The organism is Haemophilus sp. HMSC071C11 (assembly GCF_001837655.1).
GTDB lineage: Bacteria > Pseudomonadota > Gammaproteobacteria > Enterobacterales > Pasteurellaceae > Haemophilus > Haemophilus influenzae.
Map to the genome: position 1 here is coordinate 63388 of NZ_KV833418.1, position 13158 is coordinate 76545.

Below are 13158 nucleotides of genomic sequence, written 5' to 3' on the forward strand. Positions count from 1 at the left end.
TTATTTTACTAACTTTTCAATTTCACTTTGAGTTAATGGGCGGTATTCGCCTTCTTCTAAGGATTCATCCAACACTACATCACCAATTTTCCAGCGATGTAATCCAACGACTTTATTCCCAAGTGCGGCAAACATACGTTTTACTTGATGATAACGACCTTCAGAAATGGTCAGATTCACATTGTAATCATCTAAAATTTCTAATTTTGCTGGTTTAGTGGGCTCTTTTTCTCCGCGTAATAAAATACCTTCCGAACAAGCCGCTGCATAATTTTCTTCTACGGGATCAGCTAATGTTACCAAATAGGTTTTTTCACAATGATGTTTTGGCGAAGTGATGCGATGTGACCATTGTCCATCATCGGTAAGCAATACGAAACCTGTCGTATCCACATCTAAGCGACCTGCGCTATGTAATTTTCCAGCTAAAGGGTAATCAAAAAATTGATAAATTGTTGGATAGTCGCCGTCATCATTAGAACAAACACAGCCTTGTGGCTTATGCAACATAAAATACTGGCCTTCTTCTACCCAAGTTAATAATTCATCTTCAAAATAGATTTTATCTTCTTGTGAAATTTGAACCGCACCACTTTTGACAATTTCACCATTAATTTTTACCGCACTTTGGCGGATCGCTTTTGTTGCTTGAGAACGCGTTAAGCCCGTATTTTCAGCAATAAATTTATCTAATCTCATTATGTTTTCTCTTGTTAAAATTCGCTAGGCATTTTACAGGTTTTTGCTTTTATAACGAAACAAAAAAGCTGCATTTAATCTGCAGCCTCTATCTGTTAAGATTGATTAAACCACTTCACGTAATCGAATTGATCGTAATATTTTTTCCCATTCCAGCCAGAAAATTCAAAAATATCGCCCACCTGATTTTGCTTCTCGAAGCCTTTTATATAATAAGCCGATTTAAAAGCTGGATAGGGCTTGTGAGTAAAAATCACTTTATTTTTGAAAGGGAGTTGATCAAAAAGTTGAATGTCTTTTTCGGTCACGCCGTCTCGATCTGTCATCATAATAAAAAGATTGTCTAACTTCATTCGTGGCGTGCGAAGTTGCCATTTTTCATTGGCTTCTTGCTCACTGTGATAATGCATAAAATGAATTTCAAGATCGGCAAGTTTTCCCACTGGATAACTTTTTTCTGTTTGTACGAATGTGAGAGGTTGAGTACGGTAGAAATCCATATTTTGTAAATAACGCAAAAAATCCTGTGGCGAGAGATAGAGATTCACAAAAGGGGAATTAAACGGCTGGTGCAAATCATGTAAGATAAAAGCACCCATACAATTGGCAGCAATGACAGTCATACCTTGATTTGTTAGTTTACGTTGCAGAGTGCGATTAATGAAAAATCTTTGGCATTTATTCACCGCACTTTTAATTTTTTGAAATGGATTCATTTTCTCATCCTTTATGCTTTTGTTGCGAAAATCCTACCTTTTTTGCTGAAAAATGAAAAGTCTAGCTAATGCCTCGCATCAAAAAAATTTTGTTATAAAGTTGTGAAAATTTGCAGTTCGTCACAATTTTTTGAATAAAAAACAGATATAATCGACGCAATATTTCAATCCTGTTTCAAGAAAATGGAGCATTTATTATGACCGAACAATTACGTCAAGCAGCCTTAGATTTCCACGAATTTCCAATTCCTGGAAAAATCGAAGTTACCCCAACAAAATCATTAGCAACCCAACGTGATCTTGCCTTAGCTTATTCACCGGGTGTGGCAGAGCCTTGTTTAGAAATTGAAAAAGATCCTGCCGCCTCTTACAAATATACAGCACGTGGCAATTTAGTGGCGGTGATTTCCAATGGCACAGCGGTACTTGGGCTTGGCAATATTGGCGCACTAGCGGGCAAACCCGTAATGGAAGGAAAGGGCGTGTTGTTCAAAAAATTTGCGGGCATCAACGTATTTGATATTGAAGTGAATGAGTATGATCCCGATAAACTTGTGGATATTATTGCCTCGTTAGAGCCAACTTTCGGTGGGGTAAATCTTGAAGATATTAAAGCACCTGAATGCTTCTATATCGAACAAAAATTGCGTGAGCGAATGAATATTCCTGTATTCCATGATGACCAACATGGCACGGCGATCATCAGTGCTGCTGCGATCATCAATTCTCTTCGTATTGTAGGTAAAAAAATTGAAGATGTACGCTTAGTGGCTTCTGGTGCGGGTGCTGCATCTATTGCGTGTTTGAACTTATTACTTTCTTTAGGCATGAAACGTGAAAATATCACAGTTTGCGACTCGAAAGGCGTGGTATATAAAGATCGTGATGACAAAATGGATCAAACCAAAAAAGATTATGCAATTGAAGATAATGGCTGGCGTAAACTTGGTGATGTGATTCCAAATGCAGATATTTTCTTAGGTTGTTCTGCGGCTGGTGCGCTTACGCAAGATATGGTTAAAAGTATGGCTGCGCATCCAATTATTCTTGCTTTAGCTAATCCAAATCCTGAAATTACCCCGCCAGAAGCAAAAGCTGTTCGTCCTGATGCGATTGTATGTACAGGCCGCTCCGATTACCCAAACCAAGTAAATAACGTGCTTTGTTTCCCATTTATTTTCCGTGGTGCATTAGATGTGGGCGCAACCACTATTAATGAAGAAATGAAACGTGCGGCAGTTTATGCCATTGCTGACCTTGCATTAGAAGAGCAAAACGAAGTGGTAACCTCTGCTTACGGTGGCGAAGGGGCGACATTTGGTGCGGATTATGTGATTCCTCGTCCATTTGATCCTCGCTTGATTGTGCGTATTGCACCAGCGGTAGCAAAAGCTGCAATGGAATCTGGTGTGGCAACTCGTCCAATTCAAAATTGGGATGCTTATGTTGAAAAACTCACTCAGTTCGTTTACAAAACGAGCTTGTTTATGCGTCCTATTTTCAGCCAAGCAAAATCGGCAAAACAACGCATTATTTTAGCGGAAGGGGAAGAAAATAAAGCATTACATGCCACCCAAGAAGTGATTTCAATGGGCTTGGCAAATCCAATTTTAATTGGTCGCCGCAGCGTGATTGAAGAAAAAATTAAAAAACTTGGTTTACGTTTAACTGCAGGTGTAGATTTTGAAATTGTGGATAATGAAGATAATCCACGCTATGAAGAATGTTGGAAACACTATTACGAACTTACTAAACGTAAAGGCATTACACCTGCAATCGCAAAACGTGTCGTGCGTTCTAACACTACCGTATTAGCTTCTACATTGCTTAGCTTAGGTTATGCAGACGCTTTAGTATGTGGTTTATTTGGTTCATACGGAAAACACCTTGCCTCTATTCGAGATATTATTGGCTTAAAAGACGGCGTGAAAACTGCCGCTGCTTTAAATAGTCTTGTATTACCGACTGGTAACGTATTCTTAACAGATACTCACGTAAACAGTAATCCTACAGCAGAAGAATTAGCTGAAATTACCTTAATGGCAGCAGAAGAAATTCATCGTTTTGGTATTGAACCTGCAGTTGCATTGCTTTCTCATTCTAATTTTGGTTCATCTGATTCATTAGGCGCACCAAAAATGCGCGAAGTATTACAGATCGTCAAAGAGCGCAATCCACATTTAATGATCGATGGTGAAATGCGTGGAGATTTAGCGATGAATGAAGCACACAGAAAAGAATTAATGTTTGATAGCCCATTGAAAGGAAGCGCAAATTTATTAGTGTTCCCTGATTTGAGTGCATCACGTATTAGTTATAGCTTATTACGCGGCACTACTACGGCAATTACCGTTGGCCCGATCTTAATGGGAATGAATAAATCTGCGCATATTCTTAATCCAGGTGCATCTGTTCGTCGTATTATCAATATGATTGCCTATGCAGCAGTGAAAGCACAACAAGAGTAATTAAAAAAAGTGCGGTGAATTTCTGTCGTTTATTTAATGAATCCTCGATTTTTCTCGAGGCTTTATTTTCTAGTGAATGTGTTTACATTTGAGATTAAGTAAAACTATGCGAAAATTTACCGCACTTTAAGGCTTTTATTTTGTCGAAAAGGAGCTGATAGACAGTTGCCTATCTTTCTTTAATTTAATACGGCTTGGATGCCGTTGTGTTAGTGGTTTTTACAATGAAAAAAGCGCATTCCCCTTTATTCCCCATCTTCACATTCGTGTTAATTAATCTCATTATCCTTTCCTTATCCCGTTTGGGACTTGCTGTATGGCAATCAGAGCGTGTATCCGCCGTAGATGGCTGGTTGCAATTATTTTTGCAAGGCGTACGAATGGATGTTGTGGCACTTTGTTATTTATTTGGCGTACCAGCATTGCTCACAACATTGTTCCATAGCAGTAAAGTTTGGGTAAAAATTTTACGCCTATGGCTAACCTTTGGTAGCGTGTTCATTATCTTTATGGAAATTGCCACACCTGCCTTTATTGAAACCTACGATTACCGCCCAAATCGTTTATTTATCGAATATCTGATTTATCCGAAAGAAGTTTTTTCAATGCTTGCGGAAGAACATTTAAGTGCGGTAATTTTTAGCCTTGTTTTCACTATTTTAGCTGCCGTGATTTATTGGAAAATTTCTGGTTGGGCAGTCAAAAATTTACGTTCAATCAGTTGGAAACTTCGCCCTGTGATTGCTTTGCTTGTGATTGTCGTGAGCTTCCTTGGGGCACGTTCAAGTTTTCAACACCGTGGTATTAACCCCGCCATGGTGGCATTTTCTTCTGATGCGTTAGTGAATTCTCTGGTGCTTAATTCGGGCTATTCCGTCATTTATGCGGCACAGCAATTTAAAGATGAAGAAAAATCTTCAGAAATGTACGGAAAAATGGATGCAGATGAAATGTTTCGTATTGTTAAAGCTAGCCGTGGCCGTCCAGAAAGTGATTACATTTCAGATAAATACCCAACTTTAACGAAAAATGTCGCGACTTATCAGGGTAAACCTAAAAATATCGTGATTTTGCTACAAGAAAGTCTCGGTGCTCAGTTTATTGGAACATTTGGTGGCAAACCACTTTCTCCAAATGTGGATCAGCTCGCAAAAGAAGGGTGGTTATTTGAAAATCTTTATGCAACAGGCACGCGTTCAGTACGTGGTATTGAAGCAACAACCGCAGGTTTTACGCCAACACCAGCTCGTGCAGTGGTGAAACTTAATAATGCCCAAAGTGGTTTCTTTACTATTGCGGATTTATTACATAAACAAGGCTATAACACTTCCTTTATTTATGGTGGCGAAAAGCACTTCGACAATATGGCGAGCTTTTTCTACGGTAATGGCTTTAAAGATATTTGGGATCAACAAGACTATCAGAATCCAAAATTTACTGGCACTTGGGGCGTGAGTGATGAGGATTTATTTGATAAAGCCAATGAAACTTTCACGAAATTACAAAATGAAGGTAAACCGTTTTTTAGTTTAGTGTTTAGTTCCAGCAATCACGATCCATTTGAATATCCAGATGGCAAGATTGAGCTTTATGAGCAACCAAAAGCCACTCGTAATAACGCAGCAAAATATGCGGATTATGCCTTAGGTCATTTCTTTAAAATGGCAAAACAGTCTAATTATTGGAAAGATACGATTTTCTTAATTGTTGCGGATCACGATTCTCGTGTAGGCGGAGCAAGTCTTGTGCCGATTAAGCATTTCCATATTCCAGCCTTGATTCTTGGTGATGGCATTACGCCACGTCGTGACAGCCGTCTTGTGAGCCAAATTGATATGCCAACTACATTGCTTTCTTTAGCTGGCGTAAGTGGCAATTATCCAATGATTGGTTTTGATTTAACGCAAGATGTAAACCCAGATCGTGCTTTTATGCAATACGATCAAACTCAAGCAATGATGAAAGGCAATAATGATGTGGTAATTCAAATGCCAAATAAAGCAGCACAAGGTTATCATTATGATAAATCAACAGAAACTTTAACGCCAAAAGAGGTGCCTGATGCAATGAAAAAAGAGGCATTGGCTCATGCTTTATTAGGTAGTTATTTGTATAAAAATCGCTTGTATTCTTCAGGTGAAAATAAATAGACAGAACGCCAGCTTAAGCTGGCGTTTCTTTTAGTTATCAAAAAACAAATTGTTCACGCAATTGATGTAATTGATCGCGAATTGCCGCGGCTTTTTCAAATTCCAAATCTTGCGCAAATTTATACATTTGTTGTTCCAGTTTTTTGATTTGTTGTTGATATTCTTTGGCATTTTTCGGTGCATTATAAAGTGCGGTTGGTTCTGCCGACATTTTTCCACGTTGTTTATTGGCTTTCGCTTTTTGGTTTGCACCTTGCCCAATATCTAACAATTCGCCGACTTTCTTATTTAATGCTTGTGGCACAATGCCGTGTTCTTCATTGTATTTTGTTTGTTTTTCACGACGACGATTGGTTTCGGTGATGGCTTTTTCCATGGATTTTGTGATGTTATCCGCATATAAAATCGCTTTACCATTTAAGTTTCGTGCAGCACGACCGATGGTTTGAATTAAAGAACGTTCGGAACGTAAAAATCCTTCTTTGTCTGCATCTAAAATCGCCACAAGAGACACTTCTGGAATATCTAAACCTTCACGCAATAAGTTAATTCCCACTAATACATCAAATTCGCCTAAACGCAAATCACGGATAATTTCGACGCGTTCCACGGTATCAATATCAGAATGTAGATAACGCACACGAATCCCGTGTTCATCTAAATAATCCGTTAAATCTTCCGCCATTTTTTTAGTGAGTGTTGTGACTAAAACTCGCTCATTTTTATCCGCTCTTTGGCGAGCTTCGGAAAGTAAATCATCCACTTGAATTGACACTGGACGAATTTCAATAAGCGGATCAAGCAAACCAGTGGGGCGAACCACTTGATCGATGATTTCACTGCCTGATTTTTCTAATTCATAAGGCCCTGGTGTTGCGGAAACATAAATGGTTTGCGGAGCTAAGCGTTCAAATTCCTCAAAGCGTAACGGACGATTATCCAATGCGGACGGCAAACGGAAACCATATTCGACTAAGGTTTCTTTACGTGAACGGTCACCACGATACATCCCACCAATTTGAGGCACAGTTACATGAGATTCATCAATAATTAAAATCGCATCAGAGGGCATATAATCAAATAATGTTGGTGGTGGTTCGCCCTCATTTCTGCCCGATAAATAGCGAGAGTAGTTTTCAATTCCCGAGCAATAGCCCAATTCATTCATCATTTCAATATCAAATTGGGTTCGTTGGCTGATACGCTGTTCTTCTAAAAGTTTATGTTCTTTAATGAAGTATTCACGGCGTGATACCAGTTCTTTTTTGATGTTTTCTATCGCATCTAAAATACGTTCTCTTGGCGTCACATAGTGAGTTTTAGGATAGATCGTAAAACGTGGTACAGCACCAAAACTACTACCAGTGAGCGGATCAAATAAACTTAAACGCTCGATTTCATCATCAAATAATTCAATACGCACCGCACGATCATCAGATTCCGCAGGGAAAATATCAATAATTTCTCCGCGAACACGGAAAGTTCCACGCTGAAATGCTTGATCATTTCGGGTATATTGCAATTCCGCTAACTTCGCTAAAATTTGGCGTTGATCGATAATGGCACCTTGTTGTAAATGCAACATCATTTGTAAATAGCTATCAGGATCGCCCAAACCATAAATTGCAGAAACAGAAGCCACCACGATGGTATCTCGACGTTCTAGAAAAGATTTCGTCGCAGAAAGTCGCATTTGTTCAATTTGATCATTAATAGACGCATCTTTTTCAATAAATGTATCACTGCTTGGCACATAGGCTTCTGGCTGATAATAATCATAGTAAGACACAAAATATTCCACCGCATTTTCTGGAAAAAAAGCTTTCATTTCTGCATAAAGCTGAGCAGCAAGGGTTTTATTCGGTGCAAGTAACATCGCGGGGCGATTTAATTGAGCGATTACATTGGCGATAGTAAACGTCTTCCCCGAGCCAGTTACCCCGAGTAAAGTTTGATGCGCCAAACCATCCGTTAAATTTTCAGCCAATTTTTCGATAGCTTGTGGCTGATCGCCAGAGGGACGAAAGTCGGAATGCAGAATGAATGGTTTTGTGTTGATTTTTTCAGACATAAAGTGCGGTCGGTTTTTTGATAGTTTTGAATAATGCCTATTTTAGCATATTTACTGTGTAAAATTGATCAGGCAAAAATCTAAGTTTTACACAGACTTAGCGATGTCAAGAGAAAGATGTCACAAATTCATTAAAAAAACTTTAAATTTTTACTAGACAAAACTTAACTTATTGATTTTAAATTAAAATTTAATTTTAGGCTAATCTATAATCAAGATTGAATAATCCTTGTAAGAACAAGGGATCCGCAAAATTTTAAAAAGTTAATCCACAAAGTTATCCACAGGCTCTGTGGATAGAAAAATAAATATTAGGTGGGTATATAAAAGATGAGGAAATTTTTTATTTTTTTATGAAATTTTTTTAAATTTTGCATTGACAAGCTAACTATCGATCATTAAAATTCGCGCCCTGTTCCTTGTGATACAAAGTTTATTCCTCCTTAGTTCAGTCGGTAGAACGGTGGACTGTTAATCCATATGTCGCTGGTTCAAGTCCAGCAGGAGGAGCCAATTTTTCTTTTGGTTTAGAGTTTGTTTGTCTCCTTTTACAAATTCTAAATTAGCAACCAAAAGATTTTGAGCCCATCATGTTGATGGGCTTTATTTTTAACTTCAAAATAGGATTTTGCTTCCGCCAGTTGAGATGGTTGTGCCGTATAACAAACTCAGGGCAAAAAATAGCATTATTCCACCTGCGATTAGTTTCACGATGCTTTCGCTTTTTCCTTTCGTATTTTTTGAACTATACCAATGCCCTAAGTGGATTGCGGTATTTCGTGCATAACGTACAATTCCTGCGAAGGCTGACAGCATAAGCCCCGTGCCGAAAGACATGGCTAATACAGCTAAAATTCCCCAGCTATAAAGATCAAGCATATAAGCTAAAAATAAAACGAAAATTGCACCGCTACATGGGCGCATGCCAATTGTTAGAATCACGAGAAATTGTGATTTTAAATTAGTTGCTTGTGCAGTTTGCGTCGGGCTTGGCAAATGTTGGTGTCCACAACTACAGGTGTTTGGCTGAAAAGTGCGGTTATTTTTCACCGCACTTTTTTCGTGTAGAGGGAGGGGATTGAGGGATTTAATGGCTAATTTAGCTTTTTTACGATAGGCACGTAGACCTTGCCAAATCCAATAACAGCCGAGAAATACCAATAATAGCAAGGCAGTTCGTTCTAACCAAAGCTGGCTTAATTTGAAATAACGTGATGAAAGATTTAGCACTACAACAAGCAATGTTGTTGCTGTAATGGCGACAATGCCTTGCATTAAGGAAGAAAGTAAACTCAAGATAGTGCTTTGTTTTAATTGGCTTTCATGCGTGGAAAGATAGCTGGCAATAATAAATTTGCCGTGTCCTGGCCCGAGGGCATGAAGTACGCCGTAAACAAAGCTGGCGAAAATAAGTGTGATGCCTGCCTTGATGCTATTATTTTGAATTTGATGTAAATTTTCCGAAATAAGCTGATTAAAATCTTTTTGCCATGCAGCAATATGTAAGAAAAACCAAGGGGAAAAAGAGCCAAGTAAGGCGAGTGCAATCACTAATAACACGAGCCCAGTTTTATATTTTTTCATTTCTACTCACATTGAATTATTATTTTTTGCGCGAACATTACGCCTAAGGAATCATCTTCGTTCTTTTGGGATTTATCAAGTGAAGATGCGTAGGCTTGGATTTTTTCATCCACATTAGGTTCAATTAATTTTCCTTGGCAATTTTTCGAAAGTGCGGAAAAATCTACCGCACTTTTTGAAGCGTAAGTCATCGCCACATAATAAGTGGGATCGTAAGTTTGTAAGCTAAATGTGTTTTTTTCTAACTTTTGCGGATGGGCGAGTGGCACATCAAAATAATATTGCAGTTGTAAGCCTTGAACATTAATGCCGTAATTTTTTGGGCGAGGGGAATATTTGATTTTATTATTCTGGGCATCATATAGATAGCTGAAATAATGCTCACTGACGATATTTCCCATTACATCATCAAGAAGTTTTTGTTTTTCCGCTTTAGTTCTAGCTTGTTTCATATCATAAATAACTGCAGACGAACTTGGTTCATCCAACGTCCATTTCATTGAAAAACCTGTGAGTTGATTATTTTCTATAATGGGCGTGGTTTGTATATCAATAAATGCGTGAGGATGGGCTAAAACACCAAAACTAATGAATAAACCGAGTAATAATGAATACGTTTTCACAAAAAATCCTATTATTTTGAACGCTAGAATTTGAAGTTGTTTATTCTACACGCAAAAACGAATTTTTCTGTCAAAAATGTTGATGTAAATCAAAAAAACTCTCAATAGCATTTCCCTTGCCTTTCAATATTCAGTAACATAGCTCCCGTCAAGTGATTGCTTGATATTCATAAAGTTCCTAAATAAAATAATGATAAATATAGCTAAACTACTTTCCTGCCACCCGTTTCGGGTGGTTTTTTTTATCTAAGTCGAAAGATGCACTCTTGCATTGTGCATTTATTCTTATTATGATCAGCTCGAGTATAACTAAGAGAATAATAGATGTTTAATTTAAAGCGTGAGCATTTTAGAGATGATTATCTTTATAGGTTTTATCAATATGGTGATACTCATAGTAAGATTCCTTCTAATTTGTATAAAGTATTGGCAAGAAAATTAGATATGATAAGTGCCTCAGAAAATATCAACGATTTACGTTCTCCACCAGCTAACCATTTGGAGTTGCTTGAGCCAAAAGAAAATAAAATTTATTCTATTCGAGTGAATAAACAATATCGTTTAATTTTTAAATATGAAAATAACGAAGTAAATAATTTATATTTAGATCCACATTCTTATAATTTGTAAGGAGGATAATATGATGACGAGAAAACCCACCTCTGTTGGTGAAATTCTACAAGAAGAGTTTTTAGAACCTTTAAGTCTTAAAATTAGTGATTTAGCTCAAATTTTAGATGTACATCGTAATACGGCAAGCAATATTGTTAATAATAGTTCACGAATTACGCTAGAAATGGCAGTTAAACTTGCTAAAGTATTTGATACTACGCCTGAGTTTTGGCTTAATCTGCAAACACGTATTGATTTATGGGACCTTGAACACAATAAACGTTTTCAACAAAGTCTTGCAAATGTTAAGCCCGCTCTACATCGGCATGATACTTCTACATTTGCAATGTAATTTGAGCCCTAAAGTGTCTATTTAATTTAGGGAATACTTCACTCTAAATATTGACAAGTGGTTAGGTTTCGCCAAACTTTTGCAAAATCTGTCCACTTGTTTCCTATATTTTCGCCCTATTTTCCAGTAGAATAGGGCGAATTTTTTTGTGAGGAATTATTAATGTCATCTCAATTTGTGTATACGATGCATCGTGTCGGCAAAGTAGTGCCGCCGAAGCGTCATATTTTGAAAGATATTTCTTTAAGCTTTTTCCCTGGTGCTAAGATCGGGGTTTTAGGTTTAAATGGTGCGGGTAAATCGACTCTTTTACGCATTATGGCAGGCGTAGATAAAGAGTTTGAAGGGGAAGCTCGTCCACAACCGGGTATTAAAATTGGGTATCTTCCGCAAGAGCCAAAACTCGAGCCACAACAAACCGTGCGTGAAGCAGTGGAAGAAGCGGTTTCTGAAGTGAAAAATGCACTGACTCGTTTAGATGAAGTGTATGCGCTTTATGCGGATCCTGATGCAGATTTTGATAAATTAGCGGCAGAACAAGCCAATCTTGAAGCTATCATTCAAGCGCATGATGGGCATAATTTAGATAACCAATTAGAGCGTGCGGCAGATGCGTTACGTTTACCTGATTGGGATGCCAAAATTGAACATTTATCTGGTGGTGAGCGTCGCCGAGTGGCACTTTGCCGCTTATTACTCGAAAAACCAGATATGTTGTTGTTAGATGAACCAACTAACCACTTAGATGCGGAATCTGTGGCGTGGTTAGAGCGATTCTTACACGACTACGAGGGTACAGTGGTAGCAATCACTCACGACCGTTATTTCTTAGATAATGTGGCTGGTTGGATCTTAGAGCTTGACCGTGGCGAGGGCATTCCTTGGGAAGGCAACTATTCTTCTTGGTTAGAGCAAAAAGAGAAACGTTTAGAACAAGAACAAGCAACTGAAAACGCACGTCAAAAATCCATTGCGAAAGAGTTAGAATGGGTTCGTCAAAATCCAAAAGGTCGCCAAGCGAAAAGCAAAGCACGTATGGTTCGTTTTGATGAATTGAACTCTGGCGAATATCAAAAACGAAACGAGACGAACGAACTCTTTATTCCACCTGGCCCACGCTTAGGCGATAAAGTGATTGAAGTGCAAAACTTAACCAAGTCTTATGGCGACCGCACTTTAATTGATGATTTATCATTCAGTATTCCAAAAGGGGCAATTGTTGGGATTATCGGAGCGAACGGTGCAGGTAAATCAACCTTATTCCGTATGTTGTCAGGTCAAGAACAACCAGATTCAGGTTCTGTGACAATGGGCGAAACCGTTGTGCTTGCTTCGGTAGATCAGTTCCGTGACTCAATGGATGACAAGAAAACTGTGTGGGAAGAAGTGTCTAATGGACAAGACATTCTTACTATCGGCAACTTTGAAATTCCAAGCCGTGCTTATGTGGGGCGTTTCAACTTCAAAGGTGTAGATCAACAAAAACGTGTGGGGGAATTATCGGGCGGTGAACGTGGTCGTTTACACTTAGCGAAACTTCTACAACGTGGTGGTAACGTGCTATTACTGGACGAACCAACCAATGACTTAGATGTTGAAACCTTGCGTGCCTTAGAAAATGCGATCTTAGAATTCCCAGGCTGTGCAATGGTTATTTCGCACGACCGTTGGTTCTTAGACCGTATCGCAACGCATATTTTAGACTACGGCGATGAAGGTAAAGTCACGTTCTATGAAGGTAACTTCTCAGACTACGAAGAGTGGAAAAAGAAAACCTTAGGCGATGCAGCCACTCAGCCACATCGTATTAAATATAAACGTATTGCGAAGTAATTTAGATTGAGAAAGTGCGGTGGATTTTGACCGCACTTTTCTTACTTTTT

General features: G+C 38.4%; 10 protein-coding genes and 1 tRNA gene. 6 read left to right on the plus strand and 5 right to left on the minus strand.

Annotated elements, in window-relative coordinates:
* Positions 1-699, minus strand: coding sequence for a 16S rRNA pseudouridine(516) synthase RsuA (gene rsuA, locus HMPREF2644_RS05485; RefSeq protein ID WP_038441057.1), 699 nt, complete (start codon positions 697-699; stop codon positions 1-3).
* A gap of 95 nt (positions 700-794) precedes the next feature.
* Positions 795-1415, minus strand: coding sequence for a DUF1919 domain-containing protein (locus HMPREF2644_RS05490; RefSeq protein WP_038441059.1), 621 nt, complete (start codon positions 1413-1415; stop codon positions 795-797).
* 197 nt (positions 1416-1612) lie between these two features.
* On the opposite strand from HMPREF2644_RS05490, the gene HMPREF2644_RS05495 reads away from it, so the two are divergent.
* Positions 1613-3883 carry an NADP-dependent malic enzyme gene (locus HMPREF2644_RS05495; RefSeq protein WP_070828294.1) on the plus strand — a complete coding sequence of 757 codons (2271 nt, stop codon included), beginning with the start codon at positions 1613-1615 and terminating at the stop codon, positions 3881-3883.
* 224 nt (positions 3884-4107) lie between these two features.
* Complete coding sequence (locus tag HMPREF2644_RS05500) at positions 4108-6033, plus strand: LTA synthase family protein (RefSeq protein WP_070828295.1); 1926 nt, start codon at positions 4108-4110, stop codon at positions 6031-6033.
* A 37-nt stretch (positions 6034-6070) separates the two neighbouring features.
* Here HMPREF2644_RS05500 and uvrB read toward each other — a convergent pair whose 3' ends face one another.
* Positions 6071-8104: an excinuclease ABC subunit UvrB gene (uvrB, locus tag HMPREF2644_RS05505; protein WP_070828296.1), complete on the minus strand. Its 2034-nt coding sequence runs from the start codon at positions 8102-8104 to the stop codon at positions 6071-6073.
* A 437-nt stretch (positions 8105-8541) separates the two neighbouring features.
* On the opposite strand from uvrB, the gene HMPREF2644_RS05510 reads away from it, so the two are divergent.
* Positions 8542-8617: transfer RNA gene (locus HMPREF2644_RS05510), tRNA-Asn, on the plus strand.
* A gap of 102 nt (positions 8618-8719) precedes the next feature.
* Here the strand turns inward: HMPREF2644_RS05510 and zevB are convergent.
* The gene (gene zevB, locus HMPREF2644_RS05515; protein WP_038441067.1) at positions 8720-9688 is read right to left on the minus strand and encodes a zinc transporter permease subunit ZevB; all 969 of its coding nucleotides are present in this window, start codon (positions 9686-9688) and stop codon (positions 8720-8722) included.
* A 2-nt stretch (positions 9689-9690) separates the two neighbouring features.
* Entirely contained in the window at positions 9691-10311 is a 621-nt protein-coding gene (gene zevA / locus HMPREF2644_RS05520) for a zinc transporter binding subunit ZevA (protein ID WP_005694310.1), read from the minus strand.
* 324 nt (positions 10312-10635) lie between these two features.
* Between zevA and HMPREF2644_RS05525 the strand changes: the two genes are divergently transcribed.
* The 3 genes from HMPREF2644_RS05525 to ettA all read left to right on the plus strand — a co-directional run bounded on the left by HMPREF2644_RS05525 (position 10636) and on the right by ettA (position 13108).
* Entirely contained in the window at positions 10636-10941 is a 306-nt protein-coding gene (locus HMPREF2644_RS05525) for a type II toxin-antitoxin system RelE/ParE family toxin (RefSeq protein WP_005650215.1), read from the plus strand.
* Between the two features lie 10 nt (positions 10942-10951).
* On the plus strand, positions 10952-11275 hold the full coding sequence (locus HMPREF2644_RS05530; protein WP_005650217.1) for a HigA family addiction module antitoxin: 324 nt from the start codon (positions 10952-10954) through the stop codon (positions 11273-11275).
* A 162-nt stretch (positions 11276-11437) separates the two neighbouring features.
* Positions 11438-13108: an energy-dependent translational throttle protein EttA gene (ettA, locus tag HMPREF2644_RS05535; RefSeq protein WP_070828297.1), complete on the plus strand. Its 1671-nt coding sequence runs from the start codon at positions 11438-11440 to the stop codon at positions 13106-13108.
* Positions 13109-13158: the final 50 nt, after the last annotated feature.

Coding starts and splice junctions, on each gene's coding strand:
- rsuA (WP_038441057.1), bottom strand. CDS start 699: ATGAGATTAGATAAATTTATTGCTGAAAATACGGGCTTAACGCGTTCT.
- HMPREF2644_RS05490 (WP_038441059.1), bottom strand. CDS start 1,415: ATGAATCCATTTCAAAAAATTAAAAGTGCGGTGAATAAATGCCAAAGA.
- HMPREF2644_RS05495 (WP_070828294.1), top strand. CDS start 1,613: ATGACCGAACAATTACGTCAAGCAGCCTTAGATTTCCACGAATTTCCA.
- HMPREF2644_RS05500 (WP_070828295.1), top strand. CDS start 4,108: ATGAAAAAAGCGCATTCCCCTTTATTCCCCATCTTCACATTCGTGTTA.
- uvrB (WP_070828296.1), bottom strand. CDS start 8,104: ATGTCTGAAAAAATCAACACAAAACCATTCATTCTGCATTCCGACTTT.
- zevB (WP_038441067.1), bottom strand. CDS start 9,688: ATGAAAAAATATAAAACTGGGCTCGTGTTATTAGTGATTGCACTCGCC.
- HMPREF2644_RS05525 (WP_005650215.1), top strand. CDS start 10,636: ATGTTTAATTTAAAGCGTGAGCATTTTAGAGATGATTATCTTTATAGG.
- HMPREF2644_RS05530 (WP_005650217.1), top strand. CDS start 10,952: ATGATGACGAGAAAACCCACCTCTGTTGGTGAAATTCTACAAGAAGAG.
- ettA (WP_070828297.1), top strand. CDS start 11,438: ATGTCATCTCAATTTGTGTATACGATGCATCGTGTCGGCAAAGTAGTG.